Source organism: Alkalicoccobacillus gibsonii, from assembly GCF_016798245.1.
Taxonomy (GTDB): Bacteria; Bacillota; Bacilli; order Bacillales; family Bacillaceae_D; genus Alkalicoccobacillus; species Alkalicoccobacillus gibsonii.
Genome location: NZ_JAEUZA010000002.1, coordinates 927,822 through 953,269, shown reverse-complemented (window position 1 = coordinate 953,269; position 25,448 = coordinate 927,822). Strand labels below are relative to the sequence as shown.

General features: G+C 40.2%; 30 protein-coding genes and 1 pseudogene. 9 read left to right on the top strand and 22 right to left on the bottom strand.

Features of this window, described 5'->3' with window-relative positions; translation table 11 throughout:
- Positions 1 to 13 precede the first annotated feature (13 nt).
- Complete coding sequence (locus JNO66_RS11420) at positions 14 to 1,174, bottom strand: iron-containing alcohol dehydrogenase (RefSeq protein ID WP_203088361.1); 1,161 nt, start codon at positions 1,172 to 1,174, stop codon at positions 14 to 16.
- Positions 1,175 to 1,379: 205 nt separating this feature from the next.
- Here JNO66_RS11420 and JNO66_RS11415 point away from each other — a divergent pair, with 205 nt between their 5' ends.
- Positions 1,380 to 1,607, top strand: coding sequence for a DUF378 domain-containing protein (locus JNO66_RS11415; protein ID WP_203088360.1), 228 nt, complete (start codon positions 1,380 to 1,382; stop codon positions 1,605 to 1,607).
- A 331-nt stretch (positions 1,608 to 1,938) separates the two neighbouring features.
- Here JNO66_RS11415 and yugI read toward each other — a convergent pair whose 3' ends face one another.
- The 5 genes from yugI to JNO66_RS11390 all read right to left on the bottom strand — a co-directional run bounded on the left by yugI (position 1,939) and on the right by JNO66_RS11390 (position 6,219).
- Positions 1,939 to 2,367 carry a S1 domain-containing post-transcriptional regulator GSP13 gene (yugI, locus tag JNO66_RS11410; RefSeq protein WP_203088359.1) on the bottom strand — a complete coding sequence of 143 codons (429 nt, stop codon included), beginning with the start codon at positions 2,365 to 2,367 and terminating at the stop codon, positions 1,939 to 1,941.
- A gap of 131 nt (positions 2,368 to 2,498) precedes the next feature.
- Positions 2,499 to 3,647 (bottom strand): DEAD/DEAH box helicase, encoded by a 1,149-nt coding sequence (locus JNO66_RS11405; RefSeq protein ID WP_203088358.1) that lies wholly within the window; start codon positions 3,645 to 3,647, stop codon positions 2,499 to 2,501.
- A 22-nt stretch (positions 3,648 to 3,669) separates the two neighbouring features.
- On the bottom strand, positions 3,670 to 4,458 hold the full coding sequence (thiM, locus tag JNO66_RS11400) for a hydroxyethylthiazole kinase (RefSeq protein ID WP_203088357.1): 789 nt from the start codon (positions 4,456 to 4,458) through the stop codon (positions 3,670 to 3,672).
- 88 nt (positions 4,459 to 4,546) lie between these two features.
- The gene (locus JNO66_RS11395) at positions 4,547 to 5,728 is read right to left on the bottom strand and encodes an aminotransferase (protein ID WP_203088356.1); all 1,182 of its coding nucleotides are present in this window, start codon (positions 5,726 to 5,728) and stop codon (positions 4,547 to 4,549) included.
- Entirely contained in the window at positions 5,725 to 6,219 is a 495-nt protein-coding gene (locus tag JNO66_RS11390) for an Lrp/AsnC family transcriptional regulator (protein WP_203088355.1), read from the bottom strand. Before JNO66_RS11390 ends, JNO66_RS11395 begins: the two co-directional genes overlap by 4 nt.
- A 113-nt stretch (positions 6,220 to 6,332) precedes the next feature.
- Here JNO66_RS11390 and JNO66_RS11385 point away from each other — a divergent pair, with 113 nt between their 5' ends.
- Both JNO66_RS11385 and JNO66_RS20450 read left to right on the top strand, forming a co-directional pair.
- Positions 6,333 to 6,953 (top strand): cysteine hydrolase family protein, encoded by a 621-nt coding sequence (locus tag JNO66_RS11385; protein WP_203088449.1) that lies wholly within the window; start codon positions 6,333 to 6,335, stop codon positions 6,951 to 6,953.
- A complete protein-coding gene (locus tag JNO66_RS20450; RefSeq protein ID WP_210340841.1) occupies positions 6,943 to 7,098 on the top strand; it encodes a hypothetical protein in 156 nt (51 codons plus the stop codon). Before JNO66_RS11385 ends, JNO66_RS20450 begins: the two co-directional genes overlap by 11 nt.
- Before the next feature lie 123 nt (positions 7,099 to 7,221).
- Here the strand turns inward: JNO66_RS20450 and JNO66_RS11380 are convergent, their stop codons facing one another.
- Positions 7,222 to 7,692: an S-ribosylhomocysteine lyase gene (locus JNO66_RS11380; RefSeq protein WP_203088354.1), complete on the bottom strand. Its 471-nt coding sequence runs from the start codon at positions 7,690 to 7,692 to the stop codon at positions 7,222 to 7,224.
- 54 nt (positions 7,693 to 7,746) lie between these two features.
- Positions 7,747 to 8,163, bottom strand: coding sequence for a hypothetical protein (locus JNO66_RS11375; protein ID WP_203088353.1), 417 nt, complete (start codon positions 8,161 to 8,163; stop codon positions 7,747 to 7,749).
- Between the two features lie 119 nt (positions 8,164 to 8,282).
- On the opposite strand from JNO66_RS11375, the gene JNO66_RS11370 reads away from it, so the two are divergent.
- On the top strand, positions 8,283 to 9,107 hold the full coding sequence (locus JNO66_RS11370) for a YihY/virulence factor BrkB family protein (protein WP_203088352.1): 825 nt from the start codon (positions 8,283 to 8,285) through the stop codon (positions 9,105 to 9,107).
- 86 nt (positions 9,108 to 9,193) lie between these two features.
- Positions 9,194 to 9,466 (top strand): HU family DNA-binding protein, encoded by a 273-nt coding sequence (locus JNO66_RS11365; protein WP_203088351.1) that lies wholly within the window; start codon positions 9,194 to 9,196, stop codon positions 9,464 to 9,466.
- Between the two features lie 59 nt (positions 9,467 to 9,525).
- Here the strand turns inward: JNO66_RS11365 and JNO66_RS11360 are convergent, their stop codons facing one another.
- On the bottom strand, positions 9,526 to 11,013 hold the full coding sequence (locus tag JNO66_RS11360) for a leucyl aminopeptidase (RefSeq protein WP_203088350.1): 1,488 nt from the start codon (positions 11,011 to 11,013) through the stop codon (positions 9,526 to 9,528).
- A 156-nt stretch (positions 11,014 to 11,169) separates the two neighbouring features.
- On the opposite strand from JNO66_RS11360, the gene JNO66_RS11355 reads away from it, so the two are divergent.
- Complete coding sequence (locus tag JNO66_RS11355; protein WP_203088349.1) at positions 11,170 to 11,637, top strand: divergent PAP2 family protein; 468 nt, start codon at positions 11,170 to 11,172, stop codon at positions 11,635 to 11,637.
- A gap of 113 nt (positions 11,638 to 11,750) precedes the next feature.
- On the opposite strand, the gene JNO66_RS11350 is transcribed toward JNO66_RS11355, so the two are convergent.
- From JNO66_RS11350 to JNO66_RS11340, 4 genes are all read right to left on the bottom strand, one after another.
- Positions 11,751 to 12,470, bottom strand: coding sequence for a 3D domain-containing protein (locus JNO66_RS11350; protein WP_273753249.1), 720 nt, complete (start codon positions 12,468 to 12,470; stop codon positions 11,751 to 11,753).
- Positions 12,471 to 12,542: 72 nt separating this feature from the next.
- Complete coding sequence (locus tag JNO66_RS11345) at positions 12,543 to 12,860, bottom strand: YuiB family protein (RefSeq protein WP_203088348.1); 318 nt, start codon at positions 12,858 to 12,860, stop codon at positions 12,543 to 12,545.
- Positions 12,861 to 12,999: 139 nt separating this feature from the next.
- A complete protein-coding gene (locus JNO66_RS20445) occupies positions 13,000 to 13,170 on the bottom strand; it encodes a hypothetical protein (RefSeq protein WP_210340840.1) in 171 nt (56 codons plus the stop codon).
- Between the two features lie 53 nt (positions 13,171 to 13,223).
- Positions 13,224 to 14,426 (bottom strand): NAD(P)/FAD-dependent oxidoreductase, encoded by a 1,203-nt coding sequence (locus JNO66_RS11340; protein WP_203088347.1) that lies wholly within the window; start codon positions 14,424 to 14,426, stop codon positions 13,224 to 13,226.
- Positions 14,427 to 14,735: 309 nt separating this feature from the next.
- On the opposite strand from JNO66_RS11340, the gene JNO66_RS11335 reads away from it, so the two are divergent.
- The gene (locus JNO66_RS11335; RefSeq protein WP_203088346.1) at positions 14,736 to 15,728 is read left to right on the top strand and encodes an NAD(P)/FAD-dependent oxidoreductase; all 993 of its coding nucleotides are present in this window, start codon (positions 14,736 to 14,738) and stop codon (positions 15,726 to 15,728) included.
- Positions 15,729 to 15,785: 57 nt separating this feature from the next.
- On the opposite strand, the gene JNO66_RS11330 is transcribed toward JNO66_RS11335, so the two are convergent.
- The 6 genes from JNO66_RS11330 to JNO66_RS11305 all read right to left on the bottom strand — a co-directional run bounded on the left by JNO66_RS11330 (position 15,786) and on the right by JNO66_RS11305 (position 22,079).
- Positions 15,786 to 16,907: a mannitol-1-phosphate 5-dehydrogenase gene (locus JNO66_RS11330; RefSeq protein ID WP_203088345.1), complete on the bottom strand. Its 1,122-nt coding sequence runs from the start codon at positions 16,905 to 16,907 to the stop codon at positions 15,786 to 15,788.
- Positions 16,907 to 17,344: a PTS sugar transporter subunit IIA gene (locus tag JNO66_RS11325; protein ID WP_203088344.1), complete on the bottom strand. Its 438-nt coding sequence runs from the start codon at positions 17,342 to 17,344 to the stop codon at positions 16,907 to 16,909. The genes JNO66_RS11330 and JNO66_RS11325 overlap by 1 nt, the downstream gene beginning before the upstream one ends.
- Complete coding sequence (locus tag JNO66_RS11320) at positions 17,341 to 19,437, bottom strand: BglG family transcription antiterminator (RefSeq protein WP_203088343.1); 2,097 nt, start codon at positions 19,435 to 19,437, stop codon at positions 17,341 to 17,343. Before JNO66_RS11320 ends, JNO66_RS11325 begins: the two co-directional genes overlap by 4 nt.
- A 28-nt stretch (positions 19,438 to 19,465) precedes the next feature.
- Positions 19,466 to 21,241, bottom strand: a complete 1,776-nt coding sequence (locus tag JNO66_RS11315; protein WP_203088342.1) for a PTS mannitol-specific transporter subunit IIBC — start codon at positions 21,239 to 21,241, stop codon at positions 19,466 to 19,468.
- Positions 21,242 to 21,487: 246 nt separating this feature from the next.
- The gene (locus tag JNO66_RS11310) at positions 21,488 to 21,841 is read right to left on the bottom strand and encodes a HesB/IscA family protein (RefSeq protein WP_203088341.1); all 354 of its coding nucleotides are present in this window, start codon (positions 21,839 to 21,841) and stop codon (positions 21,488 to 21,490) included.
- A 55-nt stretch (positions 21,842 to 21,896) separates the two neighbouring features.
- Positions 21,897 to 22,079, bottom strand: coding sequence for an aspartyl-phosphate phosphatase Spo0E family protein (locus tag JNO66_RS11305; protein ID WP_273753248.1), 183 nt, complete (start codon positions 22,077 to 22,079; stop codon positions 21,897 to 21,899).
- A gap of 271 nt (positions 22,080 to 22,350) precedes the next feature.
- Between JNO66_RS11305 and mqnE the strand changes: the two genes are divergently transcribed.
- Complete coding sequence (gene mqnE, locus JNO66_RS11300; RefSeq protein ID WP_203088340.1) at positions 22,351 to 23,445, top strand: aminofutalosine synthase MqnE; 1,095 nt, start codon at positions 22,351 to 22,353, stop codon at positions 23,443 to 23,445.
- A 272-nt stretch (positions 23,446 to 23,717) separates the two neighbouring features.
- Here the strand turns inward: mqnE and dapF are convergent, their stop codons facing one another.
- Genes dapF through JNO66_RS11285 form a run of 3 tightly spaced genes read right to left on the bottom strand, consistent with a single transcriptional unit; the run spans position 23,718 to position 25,112 of the window.
- Positions 23,718 to 24,569 (bottom strand): diaminopimelate epimerase, encoded by an 852-nt coding sequence (dapF, locus tag JNO66_RS11295; protein ID WP_203088339.1) that lies wholly within the window; start codon positions 24,567 to 24,569, stop codon positions 23,718 to 23,720.
- Positions 24,566 to 24,817: a hypothetical protein gene (locus JNO66_RS11290; protein WP_203088338.1), complete on the bottom strand. Its 252-nt coding sequence runs from the start codon at positions 24,815 to 24,817 to the stop codon at positions 24,566 to 24,568. Before JNO66_RS11290 ends, dapF begins: the two co-directional genes overlap by 4 nt.
- A gap of 58 nt (positions 24,818 to 24,875) precedes the next feature.
- Positions 24,876 to 25,112 carry a YuzB family protein gene (locus JNO66_RS11285; RefSeq protein ID WP_203088337.1) on the bottom strand — a complete coding sequence of 79 codons (237 nt, stop codon included), beginning with the start codon at positions 25,110 to 25,112 and terminating at the stop codon, positions 24,876 to 24,878.
- A 148-nt stretch (positions 25,113 to 25,260) separates the two neighbouring features.
- Here JNO66_RS11285 and JNO66_RS20785 point away from each other — a divergent pair.
- Positions 25,261 to 25,419, top strand: a pseudogene (locus JNO66_RS20785) (TetR/AcrR family transcriptional regulator); the annotation flags it as partial.
- Positions 25,420 to 25,448 lie beyond the last annotated feature (29 nt).

Here is a 25,448-nt window from a genome sequence, read left to right as displayed (position 1 = left end):
CCCGCCATCAGTTCTACAATGCGTCTGTTAGGATTTTAGCTGTTTTGTCTTTATCAAGTACTCTATAACGACCAAATTCACCATTCGCTGCAGCGATGCCAGCCATACGGTCAACCTGAGATTCATCAATATCATAGTCAGCCAAACGGTTTGGAGCTCCTAAGCTTGTCCAGAATTCACTTAGCTTTTGAATTCCTTCTTCAGCAACTTCTTGATCTGATTTACCCTCTGGGTCTACACCAAACACTCTTGTTGCAAGTTGGACATGTGGTTTTGGATTATCATCAATACTATTTCTTAACCAATGCGGGAAGATAATAGCCAGTCCACCTGCATGAGGGATATCAGAAACTGCAGACACCGCATGTTCGATATTGTGAGAACCCCAGTCTCCTCTCGCTCCCATTTGCGTCACTCCATTAAGAGCCATTGTTCCGCAATAAAGAATCGTTCCACGATGCTCAAGGTTGTCTAAGTCATCTAGAAGCTTTGGAGCAGTCTCCATCACAGTTGTTAAAATGGATTCACAAATACGGTCTTGAAGTGGCGTGTTTTCTACGCGGTTAAAATAAGCTTCAAGAACGTGGCTCATCATATCAACCATGCCGTAGACAGTTTGGTCTCTTGGAACAGACACTGTATTCTTAGGATCAAGGATTGAGAATGTTGGGAATGAGTGAGGACTCCCCCAACCAATTTTTTCATTTGTATCCCAGTTTGTAATAACAGATCCTGCATTCATCTCAGAGCCTGTTGCAGCTAGCGTTAAGATCGTTCCAAAAGGAAGAGCTCCTGTAGCTGTTTCTTTCTTCGTAATAATATCCCAGATATCTCCGTCAAACTTTGCTCCTACCGCAATTGCTTTAGTCGCATCAATGACACTACCGCCGCCAACAGCTAGGATAAAGTCAATGTCATTCTCCAGGCAAAGCTCAATGCCACGACGTACTGTCTTTAGTCGAGGATTTGGTTCAATTCCTGCAAGTTCTGTAACTGTTGCTCCTGCTTTTTCTAGCTGAGTTAATGCTTTATCGTATAAGCCATTTTTCTTAATGCTACCGCCACCATATACAAGCAGGATCTTTGCGTCCTTTGGTAATTGAGCAGCAAGCTCATCTGTTTGGTCAATACCGTAAATTAGTTTTGTTGGATTATAAAACGTAAATGTTTCCATGAATGATTGCCTCCTTCTTTCTACAGATAATCCTAATCAGTTCTGTTGTGTATGTAAAGAAACTTGCTCCAAGCATAGTGTGACCCACCATTTTGAGAAGTACTCATGATGATGCATAATTTTATCCTTAGTATCTCAACCTAACACAGAAGCACACCCTCACATCGACGGTTGTGCAAATCCTACAACAACGGAGGTGATTGATGTGAGTGGCATTCAACGTACTGCTCTTGTACTAGCTATTATTGGAGCAATCAACTGGGGACTTATTGGTTTTTTCCGATTTGACTTAGTCGCTGCCCTATTTGGCGGTCAAGCAGCTGGCTTTTCAAGAGTGATCTATGCACTTGTTGGCTTAGCCGGGCTATATTGTATTTCAATTTTGTTTAAGCCCGATGCAGAAATTGAGCGAATTCCTGAAACGGAACGTTAATGGATACATGGCATGAGGCCGGAACATAACTTTGATGATGCGAGTAAAACACGAATATAGCACCAAATTCGCTACAGGAGAATCCCTCGCTTTCCACGGGAGCGGCCTCAGCCCCTTTCGCGGGAAAAGCGCCGCTACAGTGTCTTCACCGCGTTCTGTTCCGTAGGAGTCTCGGGTTCTCCCTCCGCTTGTTCGAATAAATTACGAATGGTGAATGATTCTTCATTTGAATCATTCACCATTTTTTTTTTTAGTGATGTCCCAGCCCTATCTTTATTGGCATCAAAAAAAACTTCTGCGTATGAACGCAGAAGCTTTTTCAGATTAAAGCTTATTTTTTTGCACGTTTGTTAAGATCAGCTTGGATCTCATTAGATTGCTTTAACCATTCTTTTAGCTTGTCTTCAAGCGTGTTAAAGCCTTGTTGCTTTTGTTGCTGTTGTTGTGGCTTACGAGAACCGCCACCAAAGTTACCGCCACCGCCGCTTGGACGTGGTTTGCTCGCTGGACGAGCCGGTGCTTCCTGAGTCGCACGGATTGATAAAGAAATTTTTCCAGAGTTCTCATCAACAGAGATAACTTTAACTTTCACTTCATCTCCAACTGTAAGAACATCATTGATGTCCTTAACAAAACCGTGAGCCACCTCCGAAATGTGTACTAATCCTTGTTTTTGCTCGTCAATTGCAACGAAAGCACCAAAAGGTTTAATACCTGTGATTTTTCCTTCGATGATACTTCCTACTTCATAATTAGCCATGCACATACATCTCCCAACTATTTTTTAACCTTTTGATTTTAACATAGGTTTTGGATTTATGCAAAAAACGATTGTGTAAGCACCTATGAAACATTCACGTTTTTTTAACCTATAGACGCAATGGTTCTCAATTAAACATTTCGCTCTTTTTCAAGTCGACCTTTTCTTAATGATACTTTCTCTAGTTTGAGGTCCAGATCGCGTTTTAGCTGCTCCCGTTTATAGCCTTGGTGTTTTTCTAGTAGCGTAATGACTTGACCTGCTTTCCCCACTCGGCCTGTTCTTCCTGCACGGTGTAAATAAGAATCAGCCTCAGCCGGAGCATCCAATTGGATAATATGTGTCACATTTTCAACATCGAGTCCACGCGCAGCAATATCTGTCGCAACTAAAATGTGTAGATCCCCTTGTCTAAATGCTTTCAAAACCTTTTCGCGGTCTTGTTTCGTATGATCTGAAGACAATGCTGCCGCTTTAATTCCTCGATACTTTAACTTCTCAGTTGTCTCTGCTAATCGCTCTAATTGATTAACAAACACGATTCCTTTTTCAATGCTTTCTGCGTGAATCAGCTTGCGAACCGTATCTATTTTGTCTCGTGCTTCACATTCAAGATACATATGAGCCACATTCTCATTATTAACAAGTTCACCAGAAGCTTCTATTTGAACAGTGAATGGAGCAAATAAAGCTGTTTTCTCCGTTAAATTCTCAGGAATCGTTGCTGATACAAATAGAAATTGCTTGTCCCGTCCAATTCGTTTGGATATTTCCGACACAGCATCCCATGAAGATTTTTCAGCAAGCATTCGATCCGCTTCGTCTACGGTCACCGTCGCTACATCGTTTACTTTTAGCTTTTTCATTTGCATAAGCTCAAGTAAGCGGCCAGGAGTACCGACAACTAAATGAGGCTTTTGTTTTTTTAACTTGTCAATTTGACGATTCACATTCGCTCCACCAATAAAAGCTCCAATATCAAACGGCTCATTCCCGATAAGCTCTTTTGCCACACCAACAATTTGCATTGCAAGTTCTTGAGTTGGTGCCAGAACAATCCCTTGAATCGCTTTTTTTGAAGGATCAAGCTTACTTAAAATAGGTAGTAGATAAGCCATTGTTTTACCTGTACCCGTTTGAGACCGAGCGATTAAGCTTTGACCTTCTAATGCCTCAGGAATCATCTTTTCCTGAATATCTGTAGGTTCAGTAATGTTCATCTCTTTTAATGCCTGTTGCAAGAAATCAGGCAATGCCTGAAAGGTAAATCGTGTACTCATTTCATTTGCCACACTTTCGTATCTATTTTTTCATTTCAATTCTTTGTAGTCTTAGTGCCTGTTCTTCTGATAGTACACCTAAATGATCAATGAAAGCTTGTCCAAATGTACCATAGCCTTGTTCTTGTGAAACATTGTACGCGTTCTCAGCTGCCACACCGTAATACGAAACAGCCTGTGCACATGCTTTTACATAGTCAGGTTTTTCAGCCGTTGCAGCAAAGGCTGCGACTACCCCACCAAGTAAGCATCCTGTTCCCACGACTTTCGTTAACCATTCGTGACCATTCGAGACCGTATACGTTTCTGTGCCATCCGTAATGACGTCCACTTCTCCAGTTAGAACGGCTATACATGAAAAAGATGTTGCAACTTGCTTAGCAATCGCTTCTTTGTCACCATCTGATGACCCATCAACGCCTTTCACTACACCTTGGGCACCAACAAGAGCGGAGAGCTCCCCAGCATTTCCTCTAACAATTGTCACATCAACCTTTGATAAGATTTTCTGACAGACCTCTGTGCGAAACGGTGTTGCACCTGCTCCCACTGGGTCAAGTATAACTGGCTTTCCAGCTTGATTTGCCGATTGACCTGCGATGATCATGGCTTCTGTTAGTTCATTTGAAGGTGTACCAATATTTAATAATAAAGCTCCTGCCGCTTGAGCCATGTCTCCTACTTCCTCTTTTGCATAAGCCATCACAGGAGATGCACCTAAAGCGAGAAGTCCATTTGCTGTATATGTGGTCACAACCATGTTGGTCATGCAATGAATGAGTGGATTTTGTTGTTTCAATTGATTAAGCATCTCTAATCAGCTCCCTACTTCTATCGTATCCGTTTCTACACATGAAGAAACCACTTATTGGCTCAACCAATAAGTAGCTTCAGTCGTCTTATGCATATTTTGTTAAAAAACGATCCAATCTAGTCATTGCTTCCTGTAATTGTTCCATTGACGTTGCATAAGAGCATCGAATATACCCTTCTCCACCTTCACCAAATACATGGCCAGGTACAACGGCTACACGTTCTTCAAGAAGAAGCTTCTCTGCAAATTCCTCTGAGGTAAACCCTGTATTCTTGATAGAAGGAAACGCATAAAAAGCACCACCTGGAGAATGACAAGATAAACCGATTTCAGCAAATGTCTTCACTAAATAGTTCCGTCTCTGACGATAGGAATTACGCATTTGTTCTACGTCTTCCATGCCATTTTCTAACGCTTCAATAGCTCCGTATTGAGCCATCGTTGGTGCACACATTAATGTGTACTGATGGATCTTCAGCATCGCACCTAGTATATCAGGCGGCGCCATAACAAATCCTAATCTCCAACCAGTCATCGCAAACGATTTCGAAAATCCAGAGATCAGAATGGTACGATCCTTCATACCATCAAGCTCTGCGATACTTACATGTGGTTCATCATAAGAAAGCTCAGCATAAATTTCATCGGAGAATACAAGTAGATTATGTTCCTCACAAAGCTTCGCTATACTTATTAAGTCTTCTCTACCAATCGTCGATCCGGTTGGATTATTCGGAAAACAGATCATTAAAGCCTTTGTTCTAGGAGTAATTGCCTCTTTAATCTGCTCAGATGTCACTTTAAACTGGTCTTCAATTCCCGTTCTAATGGGTACAGGTACGCCACCGGCCATTGAAACAAGTGAACGATAGGAGACAAAGGTTGGTTCAACAATAATCACTTCATCGCCTGGATTTAAAATGGCACGCATGCCAATATCAATCGCTTCACTAGCTCCTACAGTCACCAAGACTTCTGTATCTGGGTCATAGGAAACGGAAAAGCGCGTTTCCATATAATCACATATGGCGCGGCGTAGCTCAGGAACACCTGCATTGGCAGAATACGAGGTAAAGCCTCTTTCAAGTGATGAGATACTTGCTTCTCGTATTTTCCAAGGTGTGGTAAAGTCAGGTTCACCCACACCAAGAGACACAACGTTCTCCATTGTTGAGGCTAAATCAAAGAATCGACGAATGCCTGAAGGTGGAATATCCTGTACTCGATCTGATAGTCTAGATGTTCGGTTTAAGCTAATTGAACTCATGGAGACACCACCATACGGCGATCTTGATCAGGTTCAGCAAATACAACCCCATCATGCTTATACTTTTTCAGTTGGAAGTGAGTTGTAGTGGAAATAACTGAATCAATTGTTGAAAGTTTCTCTGAAACAAAGCGAGCACTTTCGGACATCGTTTTGCTTTCAATAACAACAGACAAATCATAAGCACCAGACATTAGATACAATGCTTGAACTTCCGGAAAGCGGTAAATCCGTTCTGCCACTTCATCAAAACCAACCCCACGTTTTGGAGTGACTTTTACATCTATAACAGCTGTAACACCTTCTTGGTTGCGGACCTTTGTCCAATCAATGACAGCTGAATAACTAAGGATAATTCGATCCTTTTCTAGTTGAAGGAGATATTGCTTTACTTCTTCTTCAGTGGCCTCTACCATCTTAGCTAAGATTGGTATTTCTACTCGGCCATTTGACTCGATAATTTGAAGAATTTCAATTGCTTTTTGATCCATAATGATGTCCCCTTCCTACCCAAGGATGTGATCTCTACATTTCGTCTATCATAACATAGTGGACACATTTGCCGAACATTCTTTTTTACCATTCTTTTCGTTCTTTTATCATAATGGAGGTGTTACCCATCGAAAAAACATCGAAGTCAAAAAATAAAACTGCGTTAATCATTATTGATATGATCAACTCAATGGATTTCGAAGATTCGGATCAATTATATGAACATGCGCTCCCTTGCGCAGAACAAATCGCTGATTTAAAAAGAAGAACAAAAGATGCTGGGATTCCCACGATTTATGTAAATGATAATTATGGAAAATGGCAATCAGACTTTAAAGAAATTGTAGGATTTATTATAGATGAGGACAAAAAAGGAAGACCAATTACAGAACTACTCAAACCTGCCGATGAGGATTATTTCGTGCTAAAACCTAAATTCTCAGGCTTCTTTGCTACGCCGCTTCATTTGTTACTTGAGCACCTTATGGTTGAGACAGTAATTTTAACTGGAGTAGCCGGAAATATGTGTGTGCATTTCACAGCTAACGATGCGTATATGCGCGACTATAAAATCTATGTTCCAGAGGACTGCACAGCATCAAACACAACATCCGCAAACGAAGAAGCCATGCATTTAATCCGAGATGTGCTAAAAGGAAGCATTACTCCGTCCTCGCGTCTAACGTTTAAAGGGGATACAACGGGAGACATTGTTGAAGAGGATGAATCATAAATGGCCTAATCCAAAAATTAAAAATCAATTAGAAAAATGGCGCATGATTCAACGATTGAATCATGCGCCATTTTTGTTTTTAGTAAAACGAGCGGAAGGAGAACCCGAGACTCCTACGGAACAGAACGTGGTGAAGACACTGTAGCGGCGCTTTTTCCGCGGAAGGGGCTGAGGCCGTTCCCGTGGAAAGCGAGGGATTCTCCTGCAGCGGCTAGATTGCTATGTTCATGTTTTACCAACAGCATTAATTTTATTTCCTACCCTCTTATTAATAAATCTCTCGTAACGTAGCTTTATCTTGACTCAACCAATATTTCATTAACTTTTTTGCACCATTCAGATCATGCAGCTTTGCTTGCCCACATTGTTTTTCTGTTGCAGCTGGCACTTCATCAATATCAATGGAATACTTCATTGTTTCCTCAAGTACATCAATAATATCATCTACGGACGGGGTTCCGTGCATAATAAGGTAAAAGCCTGTTTGGCAACCCATTGGCGACAAATCGACTACATCAAAATGATCATGTGGTTCAGCAAAACGACGAATGTTTAAAGCAAGCAAATGCTCCATTGTATGGATGACATCTGGCTTCATTGCTCCTTTGTTTGGCTGGATGAACCTGATATCGAACTTCCGTACCTCTCCATCTGACCCGACCTTAATAGTTCCACATGGACGAACGAAAGGGGCGCTTACGATGGTATGATCTAACTCAAAGCTTTCTACTGTTGGCAAGCTACTCACTCCTTTAGCATTATTTGAACAGTATATCTAGAATCCTCTTAAATGTCACTTGCCCTGTTTAAGGAAACTTTGTTCTTTTAGCGGGAGAGCATGTCGTTCTGCGTATTGTTGAATTTCATTTATGTAGGTAACAGGTTTAAAACGTTGCAACTTTAAGCGTATACTATTTGATGTTTGCACTAACACAATGGTTTGTCGTTCATTTTGAATAAGAAGGATTTGTTTAATTGATTCAACATGTACCTTTCTTTGGAATAGCTTTACCCCAAACAAATAACAAGATAGAACAAGCCAGTCTTCTTCAATCTGTAATGTGTAAGAGATAAATAGTGCCAATACAAATACCGCAGCTAAAATAAAAAATAGTATTCTTAACCTATCGTCTTGATACATTGCGTATAGTAACGATAAGAGTAAAAGGACAATCCATAAAAACTTTGGTTCCTTTGCCTTATAAAGCATAATACCCCTCTCCTTCTGTATGATTTTCCGCTTTTAATTATACAGGAGTTTAGAGTAAGAGAAAGAAGGGGATTTAAATCAGAGAATTCATCTCAATTTAAACTATAAGGATGATGTATATGCGCAAAAGAGAAAGTTCATTTTCAAAGCAGCTTATAACCAAGCTAAAGACAGATCCGATTCCAGATTGGTCAGCAACGCTTGCCTATTATTTTATGCTATCTATTTTTCCATTGATCATTTTTCTGCTAGCTATTATTCCTTTCTTTAATTTAGACACAAGCGTAATTGAAGGATTTATCGGCGATTATTTGCCTGAGGAGATTGGATCTTTATTTTCTGAAACGATTATTGAGACGGTAAATCAGCCATCTGGTGGTCTATTATCATTTGGTATCCTAGCAACGATTTGGTCGGCTTCAAACGGATTAAATGCTTTAATACGTGCGATCAATCGCTCGTATGATATTGAAGAAACACGGAATTTTGTTAAGATGCGTCTTTTATCCATTATTTTAACGATCGGAATGATTGTTACGATTGTGATTACACTGATCATGCCTGTATTTGGTAATGTCATTATTAATTTCTTAGAAACGTATTTGGCCATGCCGAATTCTACAGCAAATTTATTAAATTTGTTGCGTTATCCTATTGGGGTCGTCTTCATGATCTTACTTGTTACGTTAATCTATTGGATTGCTCCAAATGTCCGCTTAAAAGTTAAAGAAGTTCTGATTGGTGCTGTTGTTGCAACGATTGGTTGGCAACTTGTCTCTTTCTTCTTCTCACTATATATTACTAACTTCGCCAACTACTCAGCTACATACGGTAGTCTTGGTGGCGTCATTATCCTGATGCTTTGGTTCTTTATTACAGGCATCATGCTCGTTTTAGGTGGCCAAATTAACGCAGTCATTTATCAAAGAAAACGATTTGTATAAGATTTTTTCAAGATCATGTATAGGACACGCTTTATTGGGTAACGATGGTAGCAGGTCTTAACCTAGACAAAAGGAGTTGTCCATACATGAACAAATCAGAACTTATTCAAGCTGTAGCTGAACGTTCCGAACTAACTAAAAAGGATGCAGGCTCAGCTATACAAGCGGCTTTTGACATTATTTCTGAAACCCTTGAAAAGGGAGAAACCGTACAATTGATTGGTTTCGGAAACTTTGAAGTAAGAGAACGCGCTGCTCGTAAAGGGCGTAACCCACAAACGGGTGAAGAAATTAGCATTGCCGCAACAAAAACTCCAGCGTTTAAAGCAGGAAAACAATTAAAAGATGCAGTGAAGTAAGTCATGTAAAAACAAAAAAGCCAATGGATAGCATATCCGTTGGCTTTTTGTCTGTTAAATTATGTGTGAGAGACAACAAGTCGTGTTAACGTTCGTGCCATTGCTCCCGTTGCACCAGCTGGTCCGTTTGCTGTTGCCTTATCCTGCCATGCGGTACCTGCAATATCTAAATGAACCCAAGGAGTATCCTCAACAAATTCACCGATAAATAATCCTGCAGTTATACTACCGCCTGCGCGTCCTGGCGCGTTGTTTAAGTCAGCAACGTTACTTGTTGCAAGCATCTTCTTGTATGGCTTATGGCTTGGTAGTTGCCAGATCCACTCACCTGCTACCTCAGAAGCTTCTGTGACCTTTTTCATCCAGGCGTCATTATTTGTGATGGCACCAGTTGTATAGTCACCAAGCGCCACAACAACCGCCCCTGTCAACGTAGCAACATCAACGAGGTAATCTACACCTAGCTGGCGTGCATATGCTACAGCATCAGCCAAGATTAAACGACCTTCCGCATCCGTATTGCGAATTTCGATGGTTTTTCCTGTCATTGCTCGAACAACATCACCTGGTTTTAGTGCTGATCCATTGATCATGTTCTCAGCTGAAGGGATAACCGCAACTACATTTACATCTGGTTTAAGCTGTCCAATAGATTCCATTGCGCCAAGTACTGCACCTGCGCCACCCATATCCATCTTCATCTCATGCATACCTGCTGCTGGCTTAAGCGAAATACCACCTGCATCAAATGTAATCCCTTTTCCAACGAGACCGATGGCGTTTTCCCATTTGTCAGTACCTTGATATGTTAGTACGATAAGCTTGGCAGGTTGATCACTTCCTGCTGTTACCGCAAGTAGTGCTCCCATTCCAAGTCGCTTCATATCTTCCTCTTCAAGTACTTCAAGCTTGAAGCCATATTTGTCAGCAAGCTTCTCAGCTTCACCTGCAAGATCAGTCGGTGTTAACAAGTTGGCAGGCGTATTTACGAGCGTTCTTGTGTAGTTCGCTCCTGTTGCATAAGCCCTACCTTCAGTAGCAGCTTCTACAAGCTGATCTGCTGATTCTGAGTAGAACGTAATCGATTCAAGCTGTTTGTCAGGCTTATTTGACTTTTCTTTATAATCAACGACTTCATATGTACTTAATGCTAAGCCTTCACCAAAAAGAAAAGCAATTTCTTGTGATGAAAGAGAATCGTTTGTAAACGCATCTAGGCTAATAGCCAGATTGGTTACACGATCAGCCTTCGCTTTCTTACCAATCTTACCAGCAAGCTCACGGATATCTTCTGCAGTTAATTCGTCTTTAGATCCTAGACCAAGAGTCAGAATGGTCGGTGTATTCGCTTGCCCAAATGTAAAGAAGGAGCGTAACTCACCTTTATCTGTAGAAAGCAATCCTTGCTTCTTTAATTCATCTAATTGTCCATTAATCATCGTATTGACTGTGGCCGCTCCTGAATCAAGATGACCGTTTTTTGACAGACCCACAACAAGTACGTCATGTGTTGTTTCTTTTGAAAACTGTCCAGCTTGTGTATACAAAAAAATCCCTCCTTATTGTTACACTAGTATAACATGTTTTGCCGAAAAACAGCGTAATTGAATGATGACTATCTTTTTTATGTATAGGGTGACTATGATATAATGACAGTATTCGTTACGTGAGTTTGTTTTGTTGGAAAGGACGTTATTGATAACATGGAGATCTTTCTGAACTACCCCTTGTGGTCAGCACTTATTGCAATTATTACGGCTCAATTTATTAAAATTCCCCTTGCCTTTATTGCAACCAGAAAACTCAATTTCGAGCTATTCACTAGCACAGGAGGAATGCCTAGTTCTCATTCCGCCGCAGTGACCGCTTTATCGACTGCCGTGGCGATTGAGCTTGGACTTGATTCACCTGTATTTGCTGCAACAGCCATTCTCGGAATTATTGTTATGTTTGATGCAACAGGTGTAAGACGGCACGCGGGATATCATGCAACAGTCTTAAATCAACTCGTCGCTGATTTTAATAAATTAGTTGATGAAGTAAAGACTTGGCCAAAAAAAGAAGACTCGGAAAAACTTAAAGAGCTATTAGGTCATCAACCCATTGAAGTGTTCTTTGGTGCACTACTTGGTATCTTCTTAACATTAGGTTTGTATAACTGGATTTTCTAAGTATTACACTCCGATACCTCTAGGCAAGGTCTTGAGGTAATCTAAATAAAAAACTGCTGGTGCTATCAATTGATAGCACCAGCAGTTTAAAGACCTAAGCTGGTCTATGTCTATTATGGATCAATTTGTTCCCTAAATACTTGTACCGCTTCGTCCTCATTCATTGCGTCAAGCTCCTCTTGACTTAAAGAGCCTGATCCCTCTTCAACGATAAAGACATCAAGATCTTTTTTACCCCATCGCTCGTATACATCATCTACTGTGTGATAGAACAGATCAATTTTGTTCCCTTTGATCGCCGAACCTGTGTCCGCCACCACTCCATATCCATATCCTGGAATATATAAAACAGTCCCGATTGGGAAAACCGATGTGTCTGCAGCAATCGTTGAAAAAACATCTCGCGTCACAGGTACACCTGAATATGTAATACCGTACGCTGCATCCCCAGGAATCTTTCCTGTTGATTCGTATCCTGCTGTATAACCAGTAGCTTCAACGTGATGCGTAGGATACTTTGACCAATCTTCTAATTCGTCAAGATCCTTCTCGCCTTGCCCATGTGCGGTTACTCTCTCTGACAGAGTTGCATGTGCCGTCTCATAGCGAGGTAAACTCTTCTCTTGTAAAAGCACTTGTTTGTGTTGATACTCTTCTGCTTTGTAAGTTACATCTTTGGCTTTTAAAACCTCTGATTGAAACCACGTGTTGACCTGACTCGCTTGTACTCCTGATACTGTTGTGAAGGTTGCCCATATCGCACTTACGAGCAATAAGCTCATTATGATTCGAATGGTATTCATTCCTGTATGATGCCGTTTTGGCCTATTCAAGAATATTCACTCCTCTCACAAAACAGCTTCTCCAAAATTTAGAAGAAGTATGCATGCGAGAGAATGAAGGGATTAGAACATTTGATAGCCTCTAACACGTAACATTTTAATAACAATACCTGCAATAATAGAACCAACCATTCCAAACGTTAAAACGAGATGGTCCACAACTTTCAAGTTCATTAATGCACTTCCCAAGTTTTGTAGTTCAAGAACTGGTTGGGTTAAGTAACTTCCAAACGGACTTTGATTCACAATGATAAGAACTACAAGTGGATAGATAAACGCCATCAACCACGTTGAACGAAGTAACATATTTAGCAAGAAACCGATTCCAAAAAACATAACTAAAAAGATAAGCATAGAAATTACTAGCTGGGGTATATTCATTCATTCCTCACTCCTTGTCTGCTTCTATAGTTTACATAAATGAATGAAACACCGTCAATCCAATGTTAAAAGAAACATCAAAGAACATAAGACAAATGAGTAAAACACTATAGAAAACACGAAGATAGCACCAAATTCGCTACAGGAGAAGCCTTCGCACCCACGAGAACGGCTTCAGCCCCTTCCGCGGGAAAAGCACCGCTACAGTGTCTTCACCGCGTTCTGTTCCGTAGGATTCTTCGGTTCTCCCTCTGCTTGTTTTAATAAAATCACGAATGGCGAATGATTCGATTGTAGAATCATTCGCCATTTTCGTATTAATCTTTAGTTATGTTCCATGCTCTCATTAAACATAATTACTTATTAAAATGGCTTTTTCCCTTTTTTAAGGGTAAGGCCCACTCCACCTAGCATAAACAGATAGCGGTTATCGATCATTTTCTTCATGAAGTTTGCTGTTCCGCCGTAAAGCTTACGGGATCCTACTGCGCCAATCGCTTCTTTGCCACCGAGTGATGCAACCGTTCCTTTAATATCTGGTTTAAACGTTTTAAGTTGTCCACCACCGTTTACTAAAGATTGTAGGTTGCTTGCACATACTTCAGCCATTTGCATCGCAATTTGAGCCGTTGGCGGGTATGGACGATTAATCTCTTCATTAATGATCAACGCACAGTCTCCAATAACAAAGATGTTGTCATGTCCTGGTGCACGAAGATCTGGTTCTACTTTAATACGTCCACGCATATTGTCAAAGCCTGAACGTTCAATGATTGAGCTTCCGCGTACTCCTGTTGCCCAAACAACTGTTGATGCTTTAATTTCTTCCCCTTCACCAACAACCACTCCAGAAGCTGTTACTTCTTTAATTGGTGTATTAATTTTGAATTCAACTCCACGACTCTCGAGTAGATTCATCGCGTATTCAACGAGTTCTGGATCAAATCCCGGAAGAGCTGTTGGAGCTGCTTCTACAACGTACAGCTTCACTTTATCACGCGCGATATCATATTGCTTACAAAGCTCAGGTACACGTTCAGATAACTCTCCAATAAACTCAATACCTGTGAACCCAGCTCCAGCTACAACAAACGTTAAAAGACCTTCTTCTTTTTCTACTTGGTTGTTGTACTTCGCAAAACAGTTATCAATATGATCTTTAATTTGTCTTGCACCATTCACTGTCCATTTACTGTAAGCATGCTCTTTCACTCCAGGAACACCAAAGGTTTCAGCTTCTGCACCAAGTCCTACAACAAGGTAGTCAAACTCCAACTCGCCGTCCTTTAAAAGAACTTTTTTGTCCTCTGTCTTAATTTCGACCACTTCATCTTGTACAAAATTCACTTTGCGAAAGTCTACTACACTATCGATTGACATTCTTGTTCTCTCAGGCTGCATTGTTCCAGCCGCAGGTTCATGTAACCAAGTTGTTTGATAGTGGTAGTCATGCTTGTTTACTAGAGTAATCTTTGCTTCATTGTCTCCCATTTTCTTCTGGAGTCTTGTTGCAGTAATCATTCCACCGTACCCAGCACCAAGAATAACAATATGTGGCTTATTCACAGTATCACGTCCATTACTATATTTTTTGTCAGTCTAAACTTTGTGATCCATTTCACGAACTTATACATAGTCATACTTTCGTCTAAAAATAGACACAAATTATCTACATCCTATGATATGTGTTTTCTCTATACTTTTCAACATTTTTCGTGCAATTTATGAAAGATCTTCTGACATTCGAAAGTCCTCTTTTATATCGTATAAAAAAGATGAATCAATTATGACTGAAAAAGATTCTCATTCTTTGTTTTTCCTGTGAACTAAAGCTATAATGGGTAAGGCAGATATTAATTCGGAGGTGTCCATTCTATGTCAGAGCAAGAAGAGTTATATGACATTACAATTATTGGAGGAGGGCCAACTGGTTTATTCGCTGCCTTTTACGCAGGAATGCGAAAAGCAAAGGTGAAAATCATTGAAAGCATGCCGCAACTCGGCGGACAGCTTTCAGCTCTTTATCCTGAAAAATATATATACGACGTAGCAGGTTTTCCTAAGGTAAAGGCACAGGATCTTGTTGAGCAGTTAACAATTCAGGCACAACAATTTAACCCTGATATTGTTCTTGAACAAGCTGTTAAACACCTGACTAAACAGGAAGATGAAACCTTTACCATCGAAACCGATAAAGAAACACATTATTCTAAAGCGATTATTATTACCGCTGGTGCTGGTGCATTCCAACCACGTCGCCTTCAATTAGAAGGAGCAGAAGCGTACGAATCAACCAATCTTCATTATTTTATTAAAGATCTTAATGCATTTGCAGGCAAACGAGTAGTCGTTTTAGGTGGAGGCGATTCTGCTCTAGACTGGTCACTCATGCTTGAACCACTTGCTAAGGAAGTAACAATTGTTCACCGGAGAGATAAATTCCGCGCACACGAGCATAGTGTTCAGCTCTTAGAAGAATCAAATGTAAATGTTATGACTCCTTACGAGATTACTGGATTAAATGGTGAGGATGGCGTCATCACACAAGTAGAATTAAGTGAAGTAAAAGGTGAAGGCAAACAAACCATTGATGTTGATGCATTGATTGTAAACTATGGATTTGTTTCCTCTCTAGGTCCAATTAAAGAATGGGGTCTTGAAATAGAGAAGAACTCCATCGTTGTTAATTCTAAGATGGAAACAAATATCAAAGGCATCTATGGAGCTGGAGACATTTGTACGTATGATGGAAAAGTTAAATTAATTGCTACTGGTTTTGGTGAAGCACCTACAGCAGTGAATAATGCAAAAGCATATATTGATCCAAAAGCCCGTCTACATCCGGGACATAGTACAAGTTTATTTTAAGTAGTATGTAACATGAAAAGCCTGACGCGTTGATAGATTAATGCGTCAGGCTTTTCTTTATAGTAATGCTTTAATTAATGGGTGATCTTCCTCAAGACCTGTAACTTGTAATAACGTTTCTTTTTTGCCTTTTTCTTTTAAGAGCTTTTGAAGCTCCTGGCTTTCTGAGTCATCAGCGACATCAAAATGTAAGGCAGCCTTTATTGCCTCGATTAGAACGGTTGGCATTTCACCTTGCTCTATCAGCATTCTAGCTGGCTTCACTAAACGGTCGTTAAATCCTAATTTACGAATTGGACCTCGTCCTACTCGGACAATATCATCAGACAAGTATGGATTCTCAAAACGGTTAATAATCTTTAAGATGTATGCTTCATGCTCTGATTGATCAAAACCGTATTCTTTTACAAGAACAAGCTTTGTTTCATTTAATCCGTCTACCACCTTCTGCTTAACCTCTTGATCATCCATCGCTTCTTTAATTGTTGTAAGCCCTTTTTGATACCCAAAGTAAGCAGCTAGTGCATGTCCCGTATTCACTGTAAATAGTTTGCGCTCAATAAACGGGATTAAATCATCGACATATGTTACCCCTTCAATTGAGGAATTCGCGCCTTTAAGAGAAGGCTTTTCAACCACCCATTCAAAGAATGGCTCAACTGAAACAACCAATGGATCTTCATTTTTTTGATTCGGGACGATCCGATCTACCGCAGCATCAGCAAAGCCCGTTTTTTCAAGTACTTTAGCCCAGTCTGCTTCAGATACTAGATCCTTTGTATATTCAGCTAAAGTAGAGGTTGCACGGATGGCATTTTCACATGCAACTACATCAACAGGACCAGCATCGTTTGAACGCTGCGTTAAGCCTTTTGCTAGAACAGGAGCGATAAACTTTAAGATCGTTGGGCCAACTGCAGTTGTAATTAAATCAGCTGTAGCAATTTCTTTTATTAACGCGGCCTCATCTTCATTACTGTTCAAACCTCGAACACCTGTAATATGCTCCTTGCCACCTTCTTCACTAGCAAGTGTAACCGTATATTCGTTACGTGCATTCAATTCATTAATAATCGCTTCATTTACATCCGCAAAAATAACTTCATAACCGGCTCTATTTAAAAGGGCGCCAATAAAACCGCGCCCAATATTTCCTGCTCCAAAGTGAACAGCCTTCATTATTCATTCACCTCTGAGAAAAAGGACAATACTTCATCTGACGACTTAGACTCTAAAAGTTTTTGAACATTTTCTTCTTCAGAACAAGCAATGGCAATTTTCGAAAGAATATCTAAGTGCTCATTTCCTTTACCAGCAATCCCAATGACAATCCGAACGTCGTTGCCATCCCAATCTATTGGATCATTGTATAGAAGGATCGAAATGCCAGATTCCTTTACTTCTCCTTTAGCCTCTTCTGTTCCATGAGGGATCGCCAGCATATTCCCCATAAATGTAGAAGTTAATTCTTCACGTTCGTGCATTTTTGCTACGTACTCACTCGTTACGTATCCACGATCAGCCAGAAGTGTACCTGCTTCCTCAATCGCTTCTTGTTTACTTTTTGCTTGCGCGCCTACTACGATATTGTCTTGTTTCAGAATTGAATTTGTCATGATTTAAGCACTCCTTTTTGTACTAGCTTTTGTATATATTCAAAACAATGTTGACTAAGCAGATTCTTAATCTCCTCCGCATCTCCATTTTCCATCAAACGCGTGTGTTCCTCGTTTGAGATCAGCATTACACTAAGGCTGCTAAGTAAATCAAGCAGCTGCTGATTTGCATGACTTGGAGCAAGCATTAAGATGACTCTTTTCACAACAATAGGCTTGTCGCCCATTGAAGCAAGTGGCTCTTCTGCATCTAGTCGAATCATTGTAAAGACCGGTTTTAACACGTGCTCTGTACGCGTGTGAAATAACGCTAAATGTGTATCGGGTATGCCAAGACCACCCAACCGCTCTCTTTGCAGGAGAGCTTCAAAAACAGGGACTGCGTCAGTCAGACTTCCAGACTGCTCTAGCTCTGTACAAAGATGTGCAAGAGCCTCGTCCATTACTTTACCCTGATTCAATGAAAATGAATCTAAAATCTGCGTAATCTCAGTACTTAACATCGATAACTCTTCAAAAAAAGTACTAGAGATTTGCTTGCTATCTACACGCTTTTGTTTAAAAGCAGAACGACTAACAATTGGGCGTTTTTGCCCGATAAGTTGAATCTGTTTTCGAATTTGTTCTGTTTCTTCCTTCGATAAAAAGGGCTTAACTAAAAAGTAAGGTTCCACCTGTGGCAATGGAATGGTTGAAATGATTAGATCATAAAAACGTGCTTCTTGTTTATTAAAATCAAATAGTGACACTTGATCTATCTGTTCAATTTCTGGGAATTCATTTTCTAAACGGCTGGCTAAAAGCTTTGAGGATCCAATACCGCTAGAGCATATAACGATAGCCTTAAGCGGTGTATGCTGGTTTTGACGTTCAATAGCTGAGCCAAAATGCATCACGAGAAACCCAATTTCTTCTTCAGGGATGGTTAAAGGATTAAAGACATGCTGAGATACGTCCTTAACTGCTGAATAAAGGTCGGCATCATTTTGTTTAATACGGTCAAGTAACGGGTTATGAATTTTCATTCCGTGGTTCATTCGATATAACGCAGGCTCCAGATGTGAAATAAGCCCTGGATAAAGCGAATCGTCTTCAAACACTACATTCAGCTTACTTTCCATCAGTTTAATCATTCGATCCGCATAATAGGAAAGCTCAGCATACTCCTCATTATTGAACAGATGGTACTCACGCTGAATCTTTGCTCCACGTAAATGCATAACAATGTACCCGATTTCTTCTTCAGGAATGGTAATGGAAAATAGACCTTCTAATGAATGTGCCAATTCTTTTGCTAAACCATAAACGGTTTCTTGCTTGAGCGCCTGTAAATGATCAGCATCCATTTGCACATTCTCACCTTGTTGAATGCGTTCAATGGCAAGTGCCAGGTGAACAATAAGACCAATGTATGAAGTATCAGCCATTTGTCCATTCGAATGCGTACGAAGATCCTCAACAGCTGCTTGCACCTGTTGGATTTTCTTCGTATCAACAATGCCAAGCAGTCGATCTGAAATGGACTTGGACAGAGAATGGTCTGGAGTCTCAGAATGAAATGAGTGATAAAAGGACGTTTCACTTATATTTTCAGTGATTAAGCTACTTAAGCTTCTCCTAATATCCGTTTCTGACCCCTCCACTTCTACTCCATAGCCCCTACGTCTGATTAATGTTAAATGAAATGAAGAGAGCCATTCTTCGACTTTCGTCAAATCATGGCTGACTGTTGCAACTGTTACATTCAGTTCATCGGCAAGCGTAAATAATTTGATTGGTTCTTGTTTTTCAAGAAGAGCGACAAGTAAAAGCAGCTGTCGTTCCTCAGGTGTATAATCACTTGGCTCCATTGAAGATAAATCAGCATCTAATCGCTTAATATCTTTATCATCACCAATTAAATAAAACCCTTTTTTGGCATCCTTTTGTAACGTGAGACGATACTCATTTACAATACTGCCGAGTCCCTTTAAATCACGTTGAACGGTTCTCGTACTAACATCGAGGATAGAGGCTAGTTCATGTAGATCATGTGGGCTTTGTTCACTAAGCAAAAGCTTTAACAATTGCCTTTCTCTGGCCGGAATATACATGAAGTCTAGCCTCCTCTCTTTGTCAATTTTATTTTAAGCGATCAATCAATTCATCGTACTTAGGACTATTCATAAAGTTCTCAACAGAGATATGCTCAGCATTTGGTTGCTTTGATTTTGCTCGTTCTGTTAAATCTTTATGAGTGACAACGACATCTGCATCGTCTGGGATGTTAGAAATCGATGTGTTTGAAACAGCCACATCAAGATCCGCTTTCTTTACTTTATTTTTAAGAATAGAAGCACCCATTGCACTTGATCCCATGCCTGCATCACACGCAAAGATGATTTTTTGAATGTCTTCTTTCGCTTTTTGACCACCAGAGCTTCCTTCTGATGCTTCTGGTGTATCAGCTTGACTATTCTTCAACTCTTCAATGATTTCATTGTAGCGTGGGCTGTTCATGAAATTATCAACCGAGACGTGAATAGCATCACCTTTTTTAGACTTTGCACGATCCGTTAGATCTTTATGAGTAATGACTAGATCTGCATCATCCGGTATGTTTGAGATTGACGTATTTGTTACTTCAGTATCAAGATTTGCTTTCTTCACTCGGTCACGCATGATCGAAGCACCCATCGCACTTGATCCCATGCCTGCATCACATGCAAAAACAATTTTATTTACATGAGCGTATGAGTTTGTATTTGTTTTTGTTGCTTCAGAAGCTGTTAAAGAAGAAGAAACCTTGCTCTTTTTCCCCTTCATTGCTTCCATTTTACCTGTTGCTTCAGCAATGTCGTCTTCGCCTTTGCGATCGAGTTTGAGGATTAAAGATGCAATGGCGAATGATACGGCTGTGGCTGCAAGTACACCTAGTAATACGTTAATACGATCACCTGGATATGCCAAGCCTATGATAGGTAAAATACTACCTGGTGATGCTGGACTTACAAGACCTACATCTAATGAACTGAAGACAAATACTCCAGTCATTCCTCCAAAGATAACTGCAAGGAACATAAGTGGTTTCATAAGGACGTAAGGGAAATAAATTTCGTGTATTCCACCAACAAAGTGAATTAAACCAGCACCGTAAGACGAAGCTTTTGAAGCACCCTTACCAAAGATCATAAATGCTAATAACACTCCAAAACCAGGACCCGGGTTTGCTTCGAGTAGATAAAAAATCGACTTTCCTGTTTCTCTGACTTGATCAATGGAAATTGGAGTAAGAATTCCATGGTTAATGGCGTTATTTAAGAACATAACCTTAGCAGGCTCTATAAAGATACTAGCTAAAGGAAGTAATCCCCAGCCAATAATTGTTTCAGCACCTAGCCCCATTACTGTAGTTAATCCTGACACAAGTGGCGCGACAGCTAAAGAACCAAAGCAAGCTAAAATTGCAGCTAGAATACCAGCTGAAAAGTTATTAACAAGCATTTCGAATCCTTGTTTTACCTTACCATCTAGCGCTTGGTCAACCTTTTTGATTAAATAACCACCTAAAGGCCCCATAACCATCGCTCCGATGAACATTGGAACATCTGTAGCGGCAATAACCCCCATTGCTGCTGTTGCTCCAACCACACCACCTCTAAAGTCATGAAGCATTCTACCACCAGTGAAGGCAATTAATAATGGTAAAAGATACGTAATCATTGGACTAACCATAGCTTCTAAGAACGAAACAGCATCAGCTGGAGACGTTCCCTCACCATAATAAGCTGTTACACCTGCAAAGATAGCAGTGATAATCCCCCATGCAATAAATGCACCGATATTCGGCATGATCATGCTACTAAGAAAACTACCGAACTTTTGAACCTTTGAACGAATGCTGGTCTTTTCTGCCATCATTGTTCCTCCTTTTTCTATATAAAAATGAATAAATGCGATTCTTACATTTAGTTTAATCGCTTGAAAACGCTTCATTCAACCAATTGTTCACACAAATTCGTCACAATTAGGTGCGACAACATTTAATAAGTACTGAGATATGTATCTTTCTTACGTTTCCCTATCACCCTTAAAACAAACATCAAAAAAGACCATTTAACAAAAAACTGTTAAATGGTCTGACTTTATCTATTTAAACTTGAGTTAACAATCCCCTGGTGTCCCAGCATTTGTAGCTGTTCTAAATGATGTACCGCAACCACACGAGGCGATGGCATTTGGATTATCAATCGTAAATCCTCCACCCATCATGTTTTGTTTATAATCAATAACTAACCCTTTAATGACCGGTGCGCTTTCTTCATCAACCAAAACGGACAATCCATTAATCTCAAACTTTTGATCCTTAGGAGCCTGTTCATTATCAAAACCCATGCCATAGGAAAGACCGCTGCATCCGCCACCTTTTACGCCTACGCGTAGCATTAACGAATCGTCTTCTTCGGCTTTCATCATTTCTTTAATATGCCCAACCGCTGCATCTGTTAATGTAATCATGGTCATCCTCCTATCGTTTTCTCTACATTTATTATAGTACGATAGATACACAATCTCAACCAACTGAACTCTTCTTGGCCATCTTGGTAAAATAACAGGTGTGCAACTTGTCAAGTTCTTGACTAAAGCGGAGGACCTCGGGATGACTAAGACCAAATTTTTCTGCTGCTTCAAGCATCTTTTGCCTCATACGTTCTATTCGTTCTTCAAATGAATCACTCTGACAAACCGTACACAATATGATCCCCTCTTTTCATAAGGCCATTAAAAAGATAACGAATTACGCCTATTCTACTAAAATATCCCTATTAGTGCAAATTAATTATAAAAATTAATTACTGAATATGGGCTTCCCTTTACTTAAATTCGACTCAAATAAGCACAAACCTTTAAATCATGGAACGTGGGTAGTATAATAGTTTAAGATTACACATTTTCATGTTTAGTATATAGATTGTAATCCAGCTGACAGGCGATAGCTGTCAACTAGAGAGCAGGAGATGAATCGGATGAGTATATTGTTAACTGATACAAAGCTAGAAGGTATCAAAGAGAAGGTCTTGCACGGAGAACGTTTAACAATTGAAGATGGTCTATATTTATATGAAACACCTGATCTACTTGGAGTCGCTCAGCTTGCGAACCAAGTAAATCTAAAGAAAAATGGGGACAATGTATACTTTATTCAAAACATGTACATTAACCCAACTAATGTATGCGAAGCTTCATGTAGCTTCTGCGGATTTAAGCGTAAGCCTGGGCAGGAAGGTGCTTACACAATGGATTCTGAAGCTCTTCTAAACTATGTTGGCGAGCGTTGGAATGATAACATCCGCGAGTTTCATATTGTGGGTGGGCATAATGTCGAGGTAGGATTTGAGTATTATCTTGATACGATTCGCACATTGAAAAAGCATTATCCTTCTGCAACGATCAAGGCTTACACTGGAGCTGAAATTGAATTCTTTTCTCGCATTTCCGGTCTTAGCATGAAGGGCGTGCTAGAAGAGCTAATCAAAGCTGGTCTTGATACACTCCCTGGTGGTGGAGCAGAGATTTTAACTGAAAACTACCGCGCTAAGATGAGTCCTGATAAAGCTTCTACTGACCAATGGCTTGAAGCTCATGAAATTGCACACTCTTTAGGACTACGTACACATGCAACGATGTTATATGGTTCGATTGAATCAACAGAAGAACGTTTGATTCATATGGATCGTGTTCGTCAGCTGCAGGACCGTACAAACGGGTTTATGGTATTCATTCCATTAGCCATGCAGCCTCGTAGTGTGAAAGCAAGCTTAAAACGCAGAACATCTGCATTTGATGACATGCGCACACTTGCGATCAGTCGCCTGATGCTTGATAACTTTGATCATATCAAAGCGTACTGGATTAACATTGGTGTTCAATTAACACAAATGGCACTAACATTTGGATCAAGTGATATTCACGGAACATTGATTGAAGAACGCATCTCCCACTCTGTTGGAGCGCTAACTTCATCAGGTATTACGCGTGATGAATTAATTCACTTAATCAAGAGTGCGAACAAAACACCGATTGAGCGAGATACATTCTATAATGTGGTGAAGACGTACTAATAAAAAAAGCCTGAGGCACAACTAAAAATTAATTAAAAAATGGCGAATGATTCTATTGCAGAATCATTCGCCATTTGTAATTTTATTTGAACAAGCGGAGGGAGAACCTGAGACTCCTACGGAACAGAACGCGGTGAAGACACTGTAGCGGCGCTTTTTCCGCGGAAGGGGCTGAGGCCGTTCCCGTGGAAAGCGAAGGATTCTTCTGCAGCGGATATTGTGCTATGTTCGTGCTTTAATCGCACATTAATGTTATATGTTGACCGCTTCTTTTATTTTATCACCCATTCACCTTCAAAAATGGTTTCAGCCGCCCCGTTCATCAAGACCTCTCCATTATCTAACCATGTTATAAATAGATCGCCGCCGAGTAAGTGAACAGTCACTTCTTGATTGCGAGGAGAATGACCATTTAATACACAAGCCACAACTGCTGCGCACGCTCCTGTTCCACATGCTTGCGTAATGCCAGTGCCACGTTCCCACACTCTGAATTGAAGTTCATCTTCCTTTAACACTTGAACATACTCAACGTTTACCCATTCAGGAAAACGCTCATGCTTTTCAAGCGATGGTCCTACCTGCATTAATGGAATCGAGTGAATGTCCTCTGTAAAAATAACGGCATGGGGATTTCCCATGGAGACTGCTGTGACATCTACACTTACCTCTCCAAGATCAATCGTTTCATTAATGACTTGATCAACAGCCGCTCCAATCATCGGTATCTCCGATCGACTCAGTCTTGGTTTTCCCATGTTTACTGTAACCGTTGGCACTTGATTGGTCTCATCCGGATGGACCGTTGCCTCAACCAGTCCGCCTTTTGTTTCAATTGTAAATACCGTTTCATTAACATACCCATGCTCATATGCAAACTTCGCAACACAGCGTAACCCATTTCCGCAGTTCATCGCTTCGGACCCATCATTATTAAATACACGCATGCTTACCTTTGCCACATCTGATGGTCCAATCAAAATCATGCCATCAGATCCAATCCCTCTATTCTTGTCAGCCAATTGAATTGCAAGCTTAGGCATTGACTCCTCTGCGATGGTTTCTTTGAATAAATCAATATAAATATAGCTGTTACCTAACCCATGCATTTTTGTAAATTTCATGACGATCGGTCCTCCCTAAGTACTTGGTTTGTCCAAAGATAATCTTCATCTGCTTCAAGAATAACTAATCGCCCATGACAGCATGGTAGATTCAATTGCTTTTTAATTCCTTCTTTTGCTTCTTCCAATTCTTTCATTTTCATGTGTGTGAGTACTTGATCCTCCCCACAAAAAGGGCATTCGTGCAAATAAATATCCTGGTATTGCTTTTCATAGGGCCATGAATGAGAAAACGGAATAACTGGCATACTGTGACCTCCCCGTCTATTCGTAAAAAAACTCCTAGTATTCACTAGAAGTCGAAAGTTAAAACATTGGGTTCTCTTCAAGAAATACATATATATTTGCAACGAGCTCATCTGCTGTTTCACCAGAGACGTACTCACCATTTACAAGGGCAAATGGTTCCATCGCACAGGCTCCACAATGACTTAAGCACCCGTAATCAACAATATCGAGATTCGGATCTTTTTCAAGCTGTTCCATCGCACTTTGTGAGACACTTGCTAAATTGCTGAAACAGAACTCTATAATTGGTCTCATGTCTTTCACCTCAAATTTCTACCTATAGACTACCTCCTAGGAAAAAAGAAGTCAACGACTAGAAACTAATGTCGAAATCAACCTTGTTTTCTCATAAAATCGTCTGTATAATTTAAAAATGACCGGGGTCATTTAAGGAGAGAATGAAGTGAAACAAGTTAAAAAGGTAGAAACCAAAGAAAAAATTGAAAACGCTGCAATTGCTCTTTTTAGAGAGAAAGGGTTTGATCGTACAACCGTTCAGGAGATTACATCAGCCGCCCATGTAGCAAAAGGAACCTTTTTTAACTACTTTCCGACAAAAGATTCCATCATGCACTCCCTTGCAAAAGAACG

Bases quoted from the DNA above. Each gene is read 5' to 3' on its own strand.
- JNO66_RS11420 (WP_203088361.1), bottom strand. From the start codon at position 1,174: ATGGAAACATTTACGTTTTATAATCCAACAAAACTAATTTACGGTATT.
- yugI (WP_203088359.1), bottom strand. From the start codon at position 2,367: ATGGCTAATTATGAAGTAGGAAGTATCATCGAAGGAAAAATCACAGGT.
- JNO66_RS11405 (WP_203088358.1), bottom strand. From the start codon at position 3,647: ATGAGTACACGATTTACCTTTCAGGCATTGCCTGATTTCTTGCAACAG.
- thiM (WP_203088357.1), bottom strand. From the start codon at position 4,458: ATGCTTAATCAATTGAAACAACAAAATCCACTCATTCATTGCATGACC.
- JNO66_RS11395 (WP_203088356.1), bottom strand. From the start codon at position 5,728: ATGAGTTCAATTAGCTTAAACCGAACATCTAGACTATCAGATCGAGTA.
- JNO66_RS11390 (WP_203088355.1), bottom strand. From the start codon at position 6,219: ATGGATCAAAAAGCAATTGAAATTCTTCAAATTATCGAGTCAAATGGC.
- JNO66_RS11385 (WP_203088449.1), top strand. From the start codon at position 6,333: ATGGAGGTGTTACCCATCGAAAAAACATCGAAGTCAAAAAATAAAACT.
- JNO66_RS20450 (WP_210340841.1), top strand. From the start codon at position 6,943: ATGAATCATAAATGGCCTAATCCAAAAATTAAAAATCAATTAGAAAAA.
- JNO66_RS11375 (WP_203088353.1), bottom strand. From the start codon at position 8,163: ATGCTTTATAAGGCAAAGGAACCAAAGTTTTTATGGATTGTCCTTTTA.
- JNO66_RS11370 (WP_203088352.1), top strand. From the start codon at position 8,283: ATGCGCAAAAGAGAAAGTTCATTTTCAAAGCAGCTTATAACCAAGCTA.
- JNO66_RS11365 (WP_203088351.1), top strand. From the start codon at position 9,194: ATGAACAAATCAGAACTTATTCAAGCTGTAGCTGAACGTTCCGAACTA.
- JNO66_RS11355 (WP_203088349.1), top strand. From the start codon at position 11,170: ATGGAGATCTTTCTGAACTACCCCTTGTGGTCAGCACTTATTGCAATT.
- JNO66_RS11345 (WP_203088348.1), bottom strand. From the start codon at position 12,860: ATGAATATACCCCAGCTAGTAATTTCTATGCTTATCTTTTTAGTTATG.
- JNO66_RS20445 (WP_210340840.1), bottom strand. From the start codon at position 13,170: ATGGCGAATGATTCTACAATCGAATCATTCGCCATTCGTGATTTTATT.
- JNO66_RS11335 (WP_203088346.1), top strand. From the start codon at position 14,736: ATGTCAGAGCAAGAAGAGTTATATGACATTACAATTATTGGAGGAGGG.
- JNO66_RS11330 (WP_203088345.1), bottom strand. From the start codon at position 16,907: ATGAAGGCTGTTCACTTTGGAGCAGGAAATATTGGGCGCGGTTTTATT.
- JNO66_RS11325 (WP_203088344.1), bottom strand. From the start codon at position 17,344: ATGACAAATTCAATTCTGAAACAAGACAATATCGTAGTAGGCGCGCAA.
- JNO66_RS11320 (WP_203088343.1), bottom strand. From the start codon at position 19,437: ATGTATATTCCGGCCAGAGAAAGGCAATTGTTAAAGCTTTTGCTTAGT.
- JNO66_RS11315 (WP_203088342.1), bottom strand. From the start codon at position 21,241: ATGGCAGAAAAGACCAGCATTCGTTCAAAGGTTCAAAAGTTCGGTAGT.
- JNO66_RS11310 (WP_203088341.1), bottom strand. From the start codon at position 21,841: ATGATTACATTAACAGATGCAGCGGTTGGGCATATTAAAGAAATGATG.
- mqnE (WP_203088340.1), top strand. From the start codon at position 22,351: ATGAGTATATTGTTAACTGATACAAAGCTAGAAGGTATCAAAGAGAAG.
- dapF (WP_203088339.1), bottom strand. From the start codon at position 24,569: ATGAAATTTACAAAAATGCATGGGTTAGGTAACAGCTATATTTATATT.
- JNO66_RS11290 (WP_203088338.1), bottom strand. From the start codon at position 24,817: ATGCCAGTTATTCCGTTTTCTCATTCATGGCCCTATGAAAAGCAATAC.
- JNO66_RS11285 (WP_203088337.1), bottom strand. From the start codon at position 25,112: ATGAGACCAATTATAGAGTTCTGTTTCAGCAATTTAGCAAGTGTCTCA.